A 15698-nucleotide genomic window follows, 5' to 3' on the forward strand; every position below is an offset into this window, starting at 1 on the left:
ATGATGGAAGAGCAATTAATACCAATTCAGTGGAAAGATGATGCTTTAGTTTTGTTAGATCAAACGTTATTACCGAATGAAATTGTTTATGAATCTTTTAAAACAGCTGAAAGTGTGTGGGATGCCATTCAAGTAATGAAAGTACGAGGTGCACCAGCGATTGGTGTTTCAGCAGCTTATGGAGTGTATTTAGGGATAAAGGAATTTGCTGAAGGTACGGAAGAAGGATTTATGGATGAAGTAAGAAAGGTATGTACATACTTGGCGACATCAAGACCGACTGCCGTAAATTTATTTTGGGCACTTGAAAGAATGGAAAGTGTAGCGACAGATAATATTCATTTATCAATCTCACAGCTGAAAAATAGATTACTAGAAGAGGCAAAAGAGATTCATAGAGAAGATGAAGAAATTAACCGTCAAATTGGAGAACATGCATTAACATTATTCCATGATGGAATGGGAGTATTAACACATTGTAATGCTGGTGCGTTAGCGACGACTAAGTATGGTACTGCGACGGCTCCAATGTACTTAGCGAAAGAAAAAGGATGGGACTTAAAAATCTTTTCGGATGAAACACGTCCAAGATTACAAGGGTCAACGTTAACGGCATTAGAACTACAGCGAGCGGGAATTGATGTTACTGTCATTACGGATAATATGGCGGCTATGGTCATGTCACAAGGGAAGATTGACGCTGTAATTGTTGGATGCGACCGTGTGGCAGCGAACGGTGATATAGCAAATAAAATTGGAACATTAGGCGTATCTATTTTAGCGAAATACTACAACATTCCGTTTTATGTAGCGGCACCAACGCCGACAATTGATTTAAAGACATCGACAGGAAAAGAAATTCCGATTGAAGAAAGAGATGCTTCTGAAGTGATTAATCGTTTCGGACAATATTCAGCTCCGAAAGAAAGTAAAGTATATAATCCAGCATTTGATGTTACTCCACATGAAAATGTAACAGCGATTATTACAGAAAAAGGGATTGTAAAGGCACCGTTTACGGAGAATTTAAAAAAGCTATTTCAATAAGTAGATAAATGTAAAAGTCAGTCATCATAAGCTTCATACTTAGGGGGATGTATATGTTATTACCAAAAGAAAGAGAAGAAATTGTAGCGTATGGAAAGAAAATGATTTCTAGTGGTTTAACAAAGGGAACGGGCGGTAATATTAGTATCTTTAATCGTGAACAAGGTCTTGTTGCGATTAGCCCAAGTGGTTTAGAGTATTATGAAACAAAGCCTGAAGATGTAGTTATATTAAACCTAGATGGTGAAGTAATAGAAGGAGAGAAAAAACCATCAAGTGAATTAGATATGCACCTTATTTACTATAGGAAGCGTGAAGATATAAATGCGCTTGTGCATACACATTCTCCTTACGCGAAGACGATTGCATCATTAGGATGGGAGCTTCCGGCTGTGTCATATTTAATTGCTTTTGCAGGTCCGAATGTCCGCTGTGCGCCGTATGAAACATTTGGTACGAAGCAATTAGCGGATGCTGCTTTTGAAGGCATGATTGATCGTCGTGCTGTGCTACTTGCAAATCACGGTTTAATTGCTGGTGCAAATAATATAAAAATGGCATTTACTGTTGCAGAAGAGATTGAGTTTTGTGCTCAAATTTATTATCAAACGAAAAGCATTGGGGAACCAAAGCTATTGCCAGAAGATGAGATGGAGAATTTGGCGAAGAAGTTTGAAGGGTATGGTCAGCAGTAGAATGAAACAAAAACACCCTCAAGAAATCTTGAGGGTGTTTTTTACGCTTTTTTAAGCAACAAATACATAAAGTAAGGAGCCCCAATTAAAGCAACGACAATACCTGCTGGAATGCCATTAGGATCAACGATATTTCTTTCCAATTGTATCTGCTAATAATAATAGCCATCCGCCGATTAAAACGGCGATAGGCATGAAAATTTGATGTCTCGGACCTACTAAAGATTTTGCGATATGAGGAGCCATTAGTCCGATAAAGCTAATTCCTCCTGTTACAGAAACAGCTGCAGCAGCAAGCGCAACGGCTGCAACTAATAAGTATCTGCGTTCTTTTTCAATTTCAATTCCAATGCCGATTGCGACGGGCTCGTTTAATGCTAAAATGTTTAATCGATTTGCTTTATAGAAAACGAACGGAATAAATACGATTAACCATGGGAGCATTGCTAAAACGAATATCCAGTCATCTCCCCAAATATTTCCGGCAATCCATTTTGAAATAAAGTCTACTTTCATACGATCCGCGGATGAAATAAGGACAATCATCGTTCCAGATAGTGCAAATGCAAAACCGATACCGGTTAATGTTAATCGCACCGGCTGAAGTCCAGTTGATTTACTATATGAAAATACGTAAATTAGAACAGCTGTCAGAAATGCTCCGATAAATCCAACGACAGGTAGTAAGTAAAGAAATGAACCTACATCTATTGGAAAGTATAAAAAGAAAATAGCGACAGCAACACCGGCCCCAGAGTTGATTCCAAGAATACCAGGTTCAGCTAAATCATTTCGGGTAATCCCTTGCAGAATAGCACCTGATAAAGCGAGAGCCATACCAGCTAATAATGTAATGACAATTCTAGGTAGTCTTAAAGAGTATAAAACGAACTCCTCTTTAAACGTCCCTTGTCCCATTAATGTTGGGAGTAGTCGATCATAAGATAAAGATGCTGAACCAAGTCCCATTCCAACTACAATGGTTGTGATGATTACTATAAGTAAAGCGAGTATAATGAGACGCTGTTTTCTTAGAATAGATTGCATCATGAGAATGTTTTTCCTCCTTTACGTACAATGAATAGGAAGAATGGTAACCCTACAATCGCGACAATTGCCGCAACTGGTGTTTCGTATGGAGCGTTAATAGTACGTCCGATTGTATCTGCAAGTAGCATAAAGGAAGCTCCAGCAATTGCTGACATCGGTATAACAAATCGGTAATCTGGACCGACAATTGGGCGTACCATGTGAGGTACCATTAAGCCGATAAATGCCATATTTCCGACAAGCGCTACAGATGCACCTGCAAGTAAGATAATAATGATAAATAAAATAGTTTTAATAACAATAATTTTTTGACCTAGTCCAATAGCCACTTCCTCACTGAAACTAAGAACTGTCAATTTTTTTGCTAGTAAGATAGCGATAAAGATACTAATTGAAATGACTGGAATAATAATTTTTAATTGGTTCCAAGTTGTTCCAATTACGCCACCAGCAGTCCAAAGTGATACATCTTGTGAAATTTTAAAGTAAATGCCGATTCCTTCTGAAATTGCGAGTAGAAATGCTGAAACTGCAGCACCCGCTAATACAATTCGAAGAGGAGAAAGGCCGCCTTTTTTCACCATACCAATTCCAAATACCATAATTGCGCCAATTGCAGCACCGATAAAGCAAGCTAATGTTAAGTAAAGATAGCTGATGGAAGGGTTGAAAGCAAGTGTCAGTGCAAGCGCAGCATTTGCTCCACCAGATAGCCCTAATAATCCAGGATCCGCAAGTGGATTTCGTGTTAATCCTTGCATAATTGCTCCAGAAACGGCTAATCCAGCTCCTACAAAAATAGCAGCAACTTCACGTGGTAAACGTATTTCTCGAATAATAGATATTTTGTCTCCTTTAGCGGAGGAAGTGAGTGCTGACCATACATCTTTTATCGAAGTATCTGCAGCACCTAATACCATTGCAACCATAAAAATAAGAAAGAATGCAATTAAGCTTAAAATTAGTTTGTATGTAAAAGCTATAGAACGTGGATTGTCATGATCTTTTGTCATTCGTTTCACATCTTTTCTGTTCATAGAATAAAGGAAGAGGAATTCTTAAATTAAGAATTCCTCATGTTTGTATTATTTACCAAGAAAGCTCTTCTTGAAGAAGTCTAGTTGGAAGTCTAATGTAAGTGGATCATTGAAATAGAATTCCATCATGTTTGCTTCATATACGCGATTATTTTTTACTGCTGGGATGTTTTTATATGATTCTGTCTCTTGGAATGAGTTATCAGTATCTTTGTTTTTACTTACGATTAAGTAATCACCAGCAAACTCAGGTAATACCTCAGTAGATAATGCGTAGTAACCTTCTTTTAACGCTTTTTCTTTTACTTTTTCAGGCATTTTTAATTTCATTTCTTGGTACAGAATTTCTGTTCCACGGCCCCAGTTTTCGCCGTATACATAAAGCTGTTTGTTGAAGTTTTCTACAACAGAAACTGTTGCATCTTCACCGATTTTTGCTTTAATTTCTTTACCAGCGTCTTGTGCACGTTTCTTGAAGTCATCAACCCAAGTTTTTGCTTCTTTTTCTTTGTTTAATAACTTACCGATTTCTAAATGCTGTGTTAAGTAATCAACTTTTCCGTAAGTGTATGTTACAGTAGGAGCGATTTTCTTTAACTTATCAACATTTTTAATATTTGATAAACCAATGATTAAATCTGGGTTTAGTTCAGCGATTTTTTCAACATTTTCATCTGATACTTCAGCAACATCTTTCAATTTGCTATCAAAACGTGGGTTTTGTTTAGACCATGAATCTACCCCAACAAGATTTACTCCTAATGACATTACGTTACCAGCGAATGATGATAAAACTACAACGCGTTTTGGATTTGCAGGCACTTCTACTTTACCATTTTCAGATTGGTATGTAATTGTTTCTGATTTACTACCTTTTGTATCGTTCTTTTTGTCTGTAGAGCCATTGCTACAAGCACTCATAACAAGAACGAAAAGAACTGTTAGTGAAATAAATAACTTTTTCATCGTCTTTCTCCTTTAACATAGATGATATGTGTATACAATAATTTGTTTAACTGTAATCTTTTTGAAAGAGTAGTGGTAATGCAAAATGTTTATTAAAAATCTTGAATGTGAGATTCTACAATATAGTATTAACCATATTAATAAAAGAAGATGTAATCTCAAATTTGCTAATTATTAACAAATTGATAATGATTAGCACTATTGATTCATTAAATAATATAATTTTATCTAGTTGTATTGTCAATAGTAATTTTAATTGTAAATTTTGCAGAAACAGGTTATATTTTATTGAGAATGATAATCAATGATTAGTAGCTGAGGAGTGAAGGTTAATGAATAGAGAAGAATTGTTTGATGTAACCGTGATAGGCGGGGGACCTGCAGGGCTTTATTCAGCTTTTTATAGTGGACTCAGAGAGATGAAAACAAAAATAATAGAATTTCAACCACAGTTAGGTGGAAAAATACATGTGTATCCGGAAAAAATGATTTGGGATGTAGGAGGACTATTGCCAGTTACAGGTGATAAGTTAATTGAACAACTTGTACAGCAAGGGTTAACATTTAAGCCAGAAGTTGTATTAGATACAAAAGTGGAATCAATTATTCGTAATCAAGATGGTACTTTTACATTAAAAACAAGTACTGGGGAAGAACACTTTTCAAAAACAGTTATCGTCGCAACAGGAAGTGGTATATTGAAACCGCAAAAGTTATCTATTGAAGGTGCTGAGCGATTTGAAGTATCGAATTTAAATTATACAGTTAAATCTTTAAAGCGTTTCAAAGGTAAAACAGTTATTATTTCCGGTGGAGGCAATTCTGCTGTTGATTGGGCAAATGAATTGGAACCAATTGCGAAAAAAGTGTATGTAACGTATAGAAAAGAAGAATTATCTGGTCATGAAGCACAAGTAAAACAACTTATGAACAGCTCAGCGGAGTGTTTCTTTAATACATCGATTACAAAATTAATTGCTGGTGATAATCATGAAGCAATCGAATATGTAGAATTAACAAATCATGAAACAGGTGAGGTTTCTCATTTACCTATTGATGAAGTTATTATTAATCATGGATATGAACGCGACATTACATTATTAGAAAATAGTGAGTTAGACGTTGCAATTATAGATAATTATTATATTGCAGGTAATGCAAATAGTGAGTCTTCAGTAGATGGATTATATGCTGCTGGAGATATTTTAAAGCACGAAGGGAAACTACACTTAATTGCAGGTGCATTCCAAGATGCGGGAAATGCTGTGAATAAAGCAAAACAATTTATCCAACCAGATGCAAGTGAGTACGGAATGGTTTCTTCTCATAATGAAGTATTTAAGAAGAGAAATCGCGAACTGATTAAGCAGATGATGAAATAATAAGGAACAAGTACACCCCCACGTATTTCTCTATTCAAATGGATGAGAGATGTACGTGGGGGTTTTCCTGTTTACTATATTTTCTATCATTATAATGACACCGGTTTCATCAGTTCATATGATATGAACATTTTATTGGTAAAGCATCCTAGAAAACAATTTAGCTATGTTTTGCTTACGCAGAACATGGCTAAATTACGCTGTCCCTTTAGCGCGTTCATTAGGAAATGGCATATTTAGTATAGAAGCAATATACTGTTTTCCATGCATTCGAGCTAATGATTCTAATATTTGGCGAACACGTTTTGTAAGATGACCTTGTTTTTTGATGGCTTCACAATATGCGTCATAGAAGGCATATTTAGCCCAAAGGAAATCATCTTGTTGGAATAAGAAATGATTTTTGTACCATTCACCAATTGTATGATAACAATTGTTTTCATGTATTGCTGTGCTTTGAGAAAGAAAACGATCAGATAAAGATACATTCAAATGAGAAATTGTGTTTTCTGTTTCAACTTGTAGTGTTTTTTCTAACATTGTAATGATGTGACGAGTAGCCATATGTTAACTCTCCTTTGTGTAAATGGGTAATACCATTCTATATTTAAAAAATTCTTACTATATAATACTATACAATATATGGAATGCATCTACCTGCTTTTTGAACTGCATTTACAAAATCTTTTTTATTTGTTTACAAAAATAAAGTAAGATACAGTATAGATGAAAAAATAATAAAGGAATGAACGCATTGTATATAACAGTAGAAGAGACTGCGGAGTATTTGAATTTACCAAAATCGTATATTGAAGAGTTAATTCAGCAAAAGAAAATTCGTGCGCTATTCGATGGAGAGCAATATTTAGTAAATAAAGAACAATTTAATACACATTTAGAGCAAATGGAGAAATATAAGCAATTAGTGGAAGAAATATTGAACGAACCAATTCCAGAAGATATGGATGTTAAAGACGAAGATTAAACTATGGAAAATCCCTTATGAAGATATGCAGAAATGTATATTCATAAGGGATTTTTTGTTTGAAGATATCAAAAACATAAGGAGTTCTTAGCCTTTCCTCAAATTTTGATAGGTAGTAGTCTACCATGTTAAAAGCATATTTTTTTCTAGCTAGGACAAACATAGAGAACGTAACCTGTACAGATACATATACTATCAGTGCAAAAGCTTATAAATTAATGGAAGGGGTTTTCTCGTGAGTTTATTTCATTGTGATTTTCTGAAAGACTTAATTGGATCTTTTGTGAGAGTAAACAGGGGTGGTCCAGAATCTCAAAAAGGGACAATAGTCGCTGTATGTTCGGATTACTTTGTATTAAAGAATGAAAAAGGAGAGCTCTATTACTATCAGATTCGTCATCTGAAAAGTATTACAAAAAATGCGAAAGATTGTAAAGCAGATGATTGCAGATGGTTGGAATGTGAATGTGAAGATGACTTTGAAAAGTTACTTCAAAGCTTCAAATATTGCTGGGTGAAAATTAATCGTGGTGGCCCAGAGAAAGTTGAAGGTATTTTACAAGATGTTTCTTGTGAATTTGTGACAATAATTGTAAAAGAAGAAGTTATATTAGTTGCAGTATCTCATATTAAGAGTGTAACAGTACCTTGTAGAGAGAGCGAAGAAAGCGAAAGTGAAAGCGAAAGTGAAAGTAATAATTCAGGTCGAGCTCGCGCACAAAGACAGTCAAGAAGAGGAAGATAATAAGAAAGGAGGATATAAATTTGGAAAGTATATTATGCTGTGAACAAATTAAAGGCTTAGTCGGTGAGACTGTAAAAGTAAATCTTCGTGGACCAGAGAGTCGAGTGGGGGTACTTGTATCGTTAGGAAGAGATTACCTTACATTACAACTTCCTCTTGGTGAATTAGTATATTACCAATTGAAACATGTGAAAAGTCTAGTTAAGAAAGTGAAAGAAAGTAAATGTGGCGACGGCTATGTTTCATGTTTCTGCTCTGATGATGATACTTTTGTCGATGTATTATGTGACTTGAAGTATAAGTGGGTAAAGATTAATCGTGGCGGCCCAGAGTGTGTAGAAGGCTTATTAAGTGAAGTGCATGAAGAATGTATTACGCTAGTAAACGGTGATGAAGTTATTTATATCATTAATTATCATATTAAGAGTGTGAGTCAAGTAGTGAAATGTAAAAAGAATGAAGATGAATAATGTTTAATAAATAAGAGGGGCATTATGAGGGAAAGAGAAGAACAATTTCTTATTTCGATAGTATGAAAAGGAATTACTTACTATTAAGACAGAACATTGCCCTGATTATTTTTTTGAAACGAAAGATAGGAAAGCTGAAATTCATAGGAAGGAGGATATAGATGAATGAGTTAAACAAAAGTATTGGGGAAAATATATATGTTAAATTAATCGGTGAAAAAAGGTTTAAAGGTATATTAATAGACGTAGGAAATGACATTATTGTTCTTTACAATGGACAAGACTATGTATATATATCTTTATATCATGTACAATACTATAAATTTTTAAGACCACATGACGAAGACATACTAAAACCAGATGTTGATTCTGTAATTAAGAGGGAATCCCCTTCAATTTCTTTGAGAAAAGTATTAAGTACTTCTAAAGGGATTTTTACAGAAGTTTATGTAGCAGGAAATGCTCCAATACATGGTTATGTTACAAGTGTGATGAACGACTATATTGTTTTTTATAGTCCGGTTTATAAAACGGTATATATATCTTTAAAGCATTTAAAATGGTTAATTCCGTATAAAGAAAACCAAGTACCGTATGCCCTCAATAAAAATGAACTCCCCGTAAATCCGTTAAATATTACATTAGCTAGAACATTTGAAGAGCAGCTTATTAAAATGACTGGGAAAATTATGGTGTTTGATTTAGGTGAGGAGTCCAATAAAATTGGAAAAATGGCGAAAATTGATGAAGGGCATATTGAAATATCAAAAGCACGTGATGCAAAAATGTATGTGAATATTCAACATGTAAAATCCGTCCATTGTCCGTAGATTAGTTGGAAGGGCTGACTTTTTCTTTTATATGCAGAAGAAAAGGTCGAGCCTATTTGTTTTAGTTTAATTTGAAGATGAGGGGAAAAATGAATTGAATATAAACATAGTATAGTGTGATTTTTTAAAAGGTAACTTTGCACTAACTTATAAAAATTGTGTACGAGCTATCTTTTTATGTATTCAATTTATTTTTTGAGGAGGAGTTGCTCAACTAATTTATTAAAGGGGTTTTGTTTGTGGAGCAGTTTCCGAATTCGTTATCAATTACATTGCTTGGTAGTGCTGGTGGAGCAGCAAAAGCAGTTTTAGCAATTTTAAATCAAGCGATAGCAAATGAAAAAGATCCAATTTATGAAGTATTAAAGAATGCCAAATTTCATTTAGTGGATATAAAACAAAAAGATAGGACTTATTATGATGAGTTGTTTTCGAATTTGAAAGGTCAATTATATTTATATGAGATAAACCTTCAAAATGTAGTGGAATTTAAACAACATTTAAAAGAAAAAAGTACGAGTGTTGTGATTGATGTTTCAGGGGCAGATACAATTAGAGTATTAAGCTGCTGTAATGAATTAGGAATTTGTTATATTAATTCAGCCTTGGAAAATGAAGCAGTAGATCAGGACGACAGCTTAATCGGCTTTCAGCTTACGGAAAGATATACAAGGTTTGAGAAGGAGAAAGAGAAATTTACAAATACAAAAGCGATTATAGGTTCAGGTATGAATCCAGGTGTTGTTCAATGGATGGTTGTTGAGCTTATGAAGGAACGACCAAATGAAAGGCCAAGAGCATGTTATATTGTAGAACATGACACGTCGTTTTTGCATGATACAGCACTTATAAAGCCACATACACTTTATGCTTCATGGGCAGTAGAGCGATTTTTAGATGAAGCAATCTGGAGTTATCCGATGTATATGAGTCATCATCGTCCTCTTTACTTTTATGAAGATGTATATGCTTCAGAGTATAAAGTGAAGTTAGGAGAAAAAGAATTCTATGGTTGTTTAATGCCACATGAGGAAGTATTAATTTTAGGGAAAAACTTCAATATGGAAGTTGGTTTTCTTTACCGAATTAATGAGTATACAACAAATATAATTAGACAGAACTTAGATCAAGTAGAAGATTTATGGAACTGGAATCGTAAAGTGTTTAATCCAGCGGAAGAAGAGGTTGCTGGAGAGGACTTGGTCGGTGTGTTACTCGTTTATGAAAATAGTGAGACATATATGTATAATGTAATGAATAGTAGCCAAGTTTTTCGTAAATATAAAACGAATGCAACGTATTTTCAGGTAGGGTGCGGGATTTATGCGGGCTTGTCTAGTTTACTTTTAGATCAATTTGAACAAGGCGCTTATTACGTCGAGGAGTTGTTATTAAATACAGAAAGTAAGTACGGTGAGTATTTAAATTTATATATGAAGGATTTTGTAATAGGGCATAATAATTTTACTGATGGATTGTTACATGATAGGGTAAGTTGGATATAAGTTGTTACTAAAAGGAAGGAGAGATCTCCTTCCTTTTAGTATTATAAGGTTAAATATTGCCCTGAAAGCAATTTCATACTTATACTTTAAGGAGATAACAATGAAAGTTTTTTGTATCGATCAAGGGGAGTTTTTATATGAACAAATACAAGAGCTTGATTTATGAAGAAAGAAGAGCCTTAAAGGTATTTATATTATTATTTTATATTATATTCTTTTTATATGACGCTATATATTATTTTGTATATCCTGCTATGAATATTAGTGGAACAGCGGTAGGGTGGCCAGAAGGTAGTCTTGGGATAGGTGTGCCTATATTTGTAATAGCATTATTTCCTATTTCTATATATCTTCAAAAAAGAGGGTATGTATATTCTGTAAAATATTTATTTTTATTTGGATACATGTTTATCAATCTTGTTAATAATTTAATGATTTATTTGCGAACGGATAGACCTTTTGAACATGGTAGTATGGTAGAAATGTTGTTAATTTTATTTGCCCCAGTTTTCGTGAATAGAAAATACTTTTATTTAGTTTCCTTTAGTGTAATTGGAAAGTACGTATTTTTCACATTGCTATTACAAGATTTAAAAGTGATAATTCCACTTGTTTTATGTGTATTTTATTTCATTATTTCACATTCTTTATTAAAACGATTTCAATCTTATGTAAGAACAGTGGTTGAAATGATGAACAATATGAAAGAGACGGAAAATTCAGCTGTGATTGGGACTATGTCTACAACAATTGCCCATGAAATTCGAAATCCACTAACAGCGTTAAAAGGGTTTACGCAAATGCAAAAAGAAAGAAATCCAACTGATACGATGAGCTACGACATTATGCTACAAGAAATTGAAAGGGTTAATGGATTTGTTAGTGAATTGATGTTGTTAGGGAAACCAAAGCCAACAAATTATGAAAGGTGTAATATACGAGACACCCTTCTATATGTTGTGCATCTAATGGAAAGTTATGCAACGCAATATAGAGTTAAATGTAATTTACAAGTAGATGGAAATTTACCGGCTATAAACGGTGATGATAAGCAATTAAAACAAGTGTTATTAAATATCATTAAAAATGGAATAGAATCAATGCCAGAGGGTGGAGAAATTCATATCCGTGCATATCAAAAAACGCAAGGACATTTGTGTATTTCTGTTGAAGACCAAGGATGCGGTATAGAGAATGAGAAGTTAGAAAAAATCGGCAAGGCGTTTTACACAACAAAGGAGAATGGTACAGGACTTGGATTAATGATTACATATAAAATTATTAAGGAACATCAAGGGAGTATCACGATCCAAAGTAGTCTAGGAGTAGGAACGAAAGTAGAAATTTTTCTGCCGACCGTTTAATGTATTTGAGAAAAGATTTTTCAGAAAAGTGTTCTTGTTGTGTAAATATAAACATTTTATAAAATGTTTCAAGAAGGGTTTTTTTTATAAAATACTTCGTTTATAATGGAGGAAAATATCGACATGAGATTGATTGCTCATGTAACGGTTCAGTAGTGTTATGAAAAGATAAGAAGGGGTGCACGCGCATCCTTTTTTCTATGCAGATATTATGAAAGAGGTGGTATGATGGAATTAACATTAAATTCGACTGTATGTTTACACACGATTCAATTTCGAAAAGAGCAAAAGAATTATACTGTAAAAGACACAATTACAGGAGAAAAATATGAAATGCCGCCACTTTGGATTGATGCATTGGCAATGATGCGTGACGGTTTTTTATTGGGGGAAATTGAGGAGAAATTAAAAGAAGAGTATCCATCCGAAGAAGTGAATATGTTAGCATTCACGAAGCAACTGTTAGAACTAGAACTTGTTGAAATGGTAGATGGGGAAGAAATAGCTTGTACAAAGAAGAAAGAGAAGGATTATTTAGCTTGGTTACGTCCTCATGTTGAGCAATTCTTTCTTAATTTAAATAAAAAAAATAGAAGCAAAGGTCAATGATGATCTTTGCTTTTTTGTATAGTTTGTTTAAAAAATTACAGCAAATGCCCTTGCAAAAGCACCGTCGCTATCTTTAATTTTTAAAGGTGCTGCTGAGAAGAAGAAACGTTTCGTGTGAATGGCATCTAAGTTTGTTAAGTTTTCGATTAAATAAATATTATTCCCAAGTAGTATGTGATGAATTGGTGATGTTTCTGTCGTTACCTCATCAGGAGAAATAAAATCTAAACCGACAGATTTTACTTTTAATTGTACTAGTTCCTCGGCTAATTCTTCAGAAAGATAAAAAGCTTCTTTCTCATACGCCTCCGTGTTCCATTTAGTAGATAGATTGGAATGGAAAATAACAATATCTCCTTCTTTTATATCAGCATCGTGCAGTACTTCTTTAGGTAGTTTTCGTTCTTGTACGTGAGTTACATCAATAATAACAGCTTCACCTACAAATTGATCCAGCGGTAATTGATCGATGGTCGTTGCGCCTGAAATAAAATGCGCAGGAGCATCACAATGCGTGCCAACATGAACGACAGAATGAAAATCTGTAACTTGATAGCCTGATTCTTCAACACTTGTAACAGCTTCTAGTTGTATTTTAGGTGTTCCAGGAAATTGAGACATATTATTTTCAAATGTTTGTGATAAATCAATTACTTTCATTTTACATACCTCCAATATATGTTTTTCAAATAATAAAAAGCTCATCCTTCAGTATCAAGAAAGATGAGCTTTACATGCTAGTTGAGTTTTATCTTCCAAAATGCAATGCATTTTGCAGGAATTAGCACCTATTCAGTTCGTATAAACTGAGGTTGCTGGGCTTCAAAGGGCCGGTCCCTCTGCCTCTCTTGATAAAGAAGTATTCAGTTTTAAAATCTTAATTTTCTGATAGTTAAATTGTAATTCATTTCCTTTTTGTGTGCAATAGAAAATAGGTATTCACCCAAATAAAGCCGCTCGCATATTGTAGCTTATGTAAATAGAATGCTGCGAAGGAGTGAGTGCAGTGACAGGAAATGTATTGAATTATTATGCTGGTGGTAATACAGCTAGGGGATTTCACAATTTATACGAAGAGAATTTAAAAGGATTAGACAGGTTATTTATCTTAAAGGGTGGCCCGGGAACGGGAAAATCTTCTTTAATAAAGGCAATAGGTCGTGAATGGGTTGGAAAAGGATATGATATTGAATTTTTACATTGTTCTTCTGACAATAAATCGGTTGATGGTGTAATTATCCCACAATTAAAAGTAGGAATTGTTGATGGGACATCACCGCATGTTATTGAGCCAAAAATGCCAGGAGTTGTTGAAGAGTATATAAATTTAGGAATTGCTTGGGACTCAGATAAACTAAGAAAGCAGAAGTTAGAAATTGAAAGATTTGTTTCAGAAGCAAGCAAAGCTTTTCAGTCTGCTTACGCACGTTTTAAAGAGGCATTGGTTATACATGATGAGTGGGAGAAGATATATATTGATAATATAGATTTTAATAAAGCAAATGAACTAACCGATCAGCTAATCCAGAAATTATTTGCAGATAAAAGCGGGAGACAATCGCTTGTAAAACATCGTTTTTTAGGAGCTGCAACACCGAAAGGAGCAGTTGACTTTGTTCCTAATTTAACAGAAGGGTTACCACATCGTTATTTTATAAAAGGGCGCCCAGGCTCTGGAAAATCAACGATGCTCAAAAAGTTAGCTAAGGCAGCTGAAGAAAAAGGATTTGAAGTTGAAGTATATCATTGCGGATTTGACCCGCATAGTCTTGATATGGTTATCGTAAGAGAATTAGGCTTTGCAATTTTTGATAGCACCGCACCGCATGAATATTTTCCAAGTCGTGAGGGTGATGAAATTATTGATATGTATGCCCTTATTGTTACGCCAGGGACTGATGAGAAATATGCGAAGGAAATTCGTGATGTTTCCATTCAGTATAAAGCAAAAATGAATGAGGCAATGTCTTTCTTAGCGAAAGCAAAATCGGTTCGTGATAAATTAGAACGAATTTATATTGCTGCTATGGATTTTTCAATAGTAGATGCATATAAAGAGGAGATTCAAAAAGAGTTTGAACGAATTGCTGCTACTGTAATTGAAAAGCAACAATAGAAGTTTTATTAGGCTGTCAGTAATTTCTGACAGTTTTTTTAGTATGTAGTAAAATTAATAGTGTATTGTCGAATTTCCAAGGAAATAATCAAAAAATGGAGATGTTATGAAATGAGAGAGAAAATCGAGTTGGAGTTAGAAAGAATTGAAAAAGAGAATGATGTGAAAATTTTATTTGCGGTGGAATCAGGGAGTCGTGCTTGGGGGTTTCCATCGAAAGATAGCGATTATGATGTTAGGTTTGTTTATATACATCCGGTAGAATGGTATTTATCAATTCATGACAAACGAGATGTAATTGAATATCCAATTAGTGATGATTTAGATATAAGTGGTTGGGATATTAAAAAGGCGTTGCAACTATTCGCGAAGTCGAACCCAGCTTTACTTGAGTGGATTCGATCACCAATTTTTTATTCGAAAAACTCTAATTTTCCAGAACTACTTCAACAGATGAGTGAGAAGAATTTTGATCCAAAAGCAACGATATATCATTATTTACATATGGCGTCGAAAAATTATCGTGAATTTTTGCAAGGTGAGAATGTAAAGCTGAAAAAGTACTTTTATGTATTACGTCCTATTTTAGCTTGTAAGTGGCTAGAAGAGAAAGCAACTTTACCACCTGTAGAATTTGATCGATTGATTACAGAATTACCATTAGAACGTAGTGTATTAGATGAGATTGAAAAGTTGTTAATAAAGAAAAAAGCAGGTACTGAATTAGATGTTGGATTGAAAATTAAGGTGCTAAATCAATTTTTAGAAGAACAAATTCATTACTATGGGCAATATGTAAAAGGAATTGAAAAGGGATCAGGGATCGATATTGAAATTTTAAATACACTATTTCGAGACATGCTGTTTGGAGCATATGAAAAAGAGCACAAGTAAGTT

General features: G+C 34.1%; 16 protein-coding genes, 1 pseudogene and 1 riboswitch. Of the genes and pseudogenes, 12 read left to right on the forward strand and 5 right to left on the reverse strand.

Translation table 11 applies throughout. From position 1 onward, the window contains the following. Positions 1–1047, forward strand: coding sequence for an S-methyl-5-thioribose-1-phosphate isomerase (gene mtnA / locus MR169_RS04020; RefSeq protein ID WP_001998967.1), 1047 nt, complete (start codon positions 1–3; stop codon positions 1045–1047). Positions 1048–1100: 53 nt separating this feature from the next. After that, the gene (locus MR169_RS04025) at positions 1101–1742 is read left to right on the forward strand and encodes an L-fuculose-phosphate aldolase (protein WP_109140591.1); all 642 of its coding nucleotides are present in this window, start codon (positions 1101–1103) and stop codon (positions 1740–1742) included. Between the two features lie 41 nt (positions 1743–1783). On the opposite strand, the pseudogene MR169_RS04030 reads toward MR169_RS04025, so the two are convergent. From MR169_RS04030 to MR169_RS04040, 3 genes and pseudogenes are all read right to left on the reverse strand, one after another. After that, positions 1784–2792, reverse strand: a pseudogene (locus MR169_RS04030) (FecCD family ABC transporter permease). Further along, the gene (locus MR169_RS04035) at positions 2789–3829 is read right to left on the reverse strand and encodes a FecCD family ABC transporter permease (RefSeq protein WP_001998969.1); all 1041 of its coding nucleotides are present in this window, start codon (positions 3827–3829) and stop codon (positions 2789–2791) included. The pseudogene MR169_RS04030 and the gene MR169_RS04035 overlap by 4 nt, the downstream one beginning before the upstream one ends. A gap of 48 nt (positions 3830–3877) precedes the next feature. Further along, entirely contained in the window at positions 3878–4795 is a 918-nt protein-coding gene (locus MR169_RS04040) for an iron-hydroxamate ABC transporter substrate-binding protein (protein WP_000732587.1), read from the reverse strand. 332 nt (positions 4796–5127) lie between these two features. On the opposite strand from MR169_RS04040, the gene MR169_RS04045 reads away from it, so the two are divergent. After that, on the forward strand, positions 5128–6177 hold the full coding sequence (locus MR169_RS04045; protein WP_001078284.1) for an NAD(P)/FAD-dependent oxidoreductase: 1050 nt from the start codon (positions 5128–5130) through the stop codon (positions 6175–6177). 195 nt (positions 6178–6372) lie between these two features. Here MR169_RS04045 and MR169_RS04050 read toward each other — a convergent pair whose 3' ends face one another. Next, positions 6373–6741 (reverse strand): hypothetical protein, encoded by a 369-nt coding sequence (locus MR169_RS04050; RefSeq protein ID WP_000235475.1) that lies wholly within the window; start codon positions 6739–6741, stop codon positions 6373–6375. A gap of 181 nt (positions 6742–6922) precedes the next feature. Here MR169_RS04050 and MR169_RS04055 point away from each other — a divergent pair, with 181 nt between their 5' ends. The 7 genes from MR169_RS04055 to MR169_RS04085 all read left to right on the forward strand — a co-directional run bounded on the left by MR169_RS04055 (position 6923) and on the right by MR169_RS04085 (position 12685). Further along, on the forward strand, positions 6923–7162 hold the full coding sequence (locus MR169_RS04055) for a helix-turn-helix domain-containing protein (RefSeq protein ID WP_001998970.1): 240 nt from the start codon (positions 6923–6925) through the stop codon (positions 7160–7162). Positions 7163–7397: 235 nt separating this feature from the next. Next, positions 7398–7907, forward strand: coding sequence for a spore coat protein (locus MR169_RS04060; protein WP_242318933.1), 510 nt, complete (start codon positions 7398–7400; stop codon positions 7905–7907). A 20-nt stretch (positions 7908–7927) separates the two neighbouring features. After that, positions 7928–8377 carry a hypothetical protein gene (locus MR169_RS04065; RefSeq protein WP_000443835.1) on the forward strand — a complete coding sequence of 150 codons (450 nt, stop codon included), beginning with the start codon at positions 7928–7930 and terminating at the stop codon, positions 8375–8377. 161 nt (positions 8378–8538) lie between these two features. After that, positions 8539–9207 (forward strand): LSm family protein, encoded by a 669-nt coding sequence (locus MR169_RS04070; RefSeq protein WP_001004268.1) that lies wholly within the window; start codon positions 8539–8541, stop codon positions 9205–9207. Positions 9208–9446: 239 nt separating this feature from the next. Then, positions 9447–10712, forward strand: coding sequence for a hypothetical protein (locus MR169_RS04075; protein ID WP_000434721.1), 1266 nt, complete (start codon positions 9447–9449; stop codon positions 10710–10712). Positions 10713–10849: 137 nt separating this feature from the next. Then, a complete protein-coding gene (locus tag MR169_RS04080) occupies positions 10850–12076 on the forward strand; it encodes an ATP-binding protein (protein WP_242318934.1) in 1227 nt (408 codons plus the stop codon). Between the two features lie 228 nt (positions 12077–12304). After that, complete coding sequence (locus tag MR169_RS04085) at positions 12305–12685, forward strand: hypothetical protein (RefSeq protein ID WP_000424119.1); 381 nt, start codon at positions 12305–12307, stop codon at positions 12683–12685. 27 nt (positions 12686–12712) lie between these two features. Here MR169_RS04085 and MR169_RS04090 read toward each other — a convergent pair whose 3' ends face one another. Next, positions 12713–13345, reverse strand: a complete 633-nt coding sequence (locus tag MR169_RS04090) for a cyclase family protein (protein WP_000862975.1) — start codon at positions 13343–13345, stop codon at positions 12713–12715. 85 nt (positions 13346–13430) lie between these two features. Further along, a riboswitch (SAM riboswitch) is annotated at positions 13431–13543 on the reverse strand. A 148-nt stretch (positions 13544–13691) separates the two neighbouring features. Between MR169_RS04090 and MR169_RS04095 the strand changes: the two genes are divergently transcribed. Both MR169_RS04095 and MR169_RS04100 read left to right on the forward strand, forming a co-directional pair. Beyond that, positions 13692–14801 carry a PRK06851 family protein gene (locus MR169_RS04095; protein WP_000147485.1) on the forward strand — a complete coding sequence of 370 codons (1110 nt, stop codon included), beginning with the start codon at positions 13692–13694 and terminating at the stop codon, positions 14799–14801. A 111-nt stretch (positions 14802–14912) separates the two neighbouring features. Then, positions 14913–15695 (forward strand): nucleotidyltransferase domain-containing protein, encoded by a 783-nt coding sequence (locus tag MR169_RS04100; RefSeq protein ID WP_001208233.1) that lies wholly within the window; start codon positions 14913–14915, stop codon positions 15693–15695. Positions 15696–15698: the final 3 nt, after the last annotated feature.

It is taken from the genome of Bacillus cereus group sp. BfR-BA-01349, assembly GCF_022663795.1.
GTDB classification, from domain to species: domain Bacteria; phylum Bacillota; class Bacilli; order Bacillales; family Bacillaceae_G; genus Bacillus_A; species Bacillus_A cereus.

Bases quoted from the DNA above. Each gene is read 5' to 3' on its own strand.
- mtnA (WP_001998967.1), top strand. From the start codon at position 1: ATGATGGAAGAGCAATTAATACCAATTCAGTGGAAAGATGATGCTTTA.
- MR169_RS04025 (WP_109140591.1), top strand. From the start codon at position 1,101: ATGTTATTACCAAAAGAAAGAGAAGAAATTGTAGCGTATGGAAAGAAA.
- MR169_RS04035 (WP_001998969.1), bottom strand. From the start codon at position 3,829: ATGAACAGAAAAGATGTGAAACGAATGACAAAAGATCATGACAATCCA.
- MR169_RS04040 (WP_000732587.1), bottom strand. From the start codon at position 4,795: ATGAAAAAGTTATTTATTTCACTAACAGTTCTTTTCGTTCTTGTTATG.
- MR169_RS04045 (WP_001078284.1), top strand. From the start codon at position 5,128: ATGAATAGAGAAGAATTGTTTGATGTAACCGTGATAGGCGGGGGACCT.
- MR169_RS04050 (WP_000235475.1), bottom strand. From the start codon at position 6,741: ATGGCTACTCGTCACATCATTACAATGTTAGAAAAAACACTACAAGTT.
- MR169_RS04055 (WP_001998970.1), top strand. From the start codon at position 6,923: ATGAACGCATTGTATATAACAGTAGAAGAGACTGCGGAGTATTTGAAT.
- MR169_RS04070 (WP_001004268.1), top strand. From the start codon at position 8,539: ATGAATGAGTTAAACAAAAGTATTGGGGAAAATATATATGTTAAATTA.
- MR169_RS04080 (WP_242318934.1), top strand. From the start codon at position 10,850: ATGAACAAATACAAGAGCTTGATTTATGAAGAAAGAAGAGCCTTAAAG.
- MR169_RS04085 (WP_000424119.1), top strand. From the start codon at position 12,305: ATGGAATTAACATTAAATTCGACTGTATGTTTACACACGATTCAATTT.
- MR169_RS04090 (WP_000862975.1), bottom strand. From the start codon at position 13,345: ATGAAAGTAATTGATTTATCACAAACATTTGAAAATAATATGTCTCAA.
- MR169_RS04100 (WP_001208233.1), top strand. From the start codon at position 14,913: ATGAGAGAGAAAATCGAGTTGGAGTTAGAAAGAATTGAAAAAGAGAAT.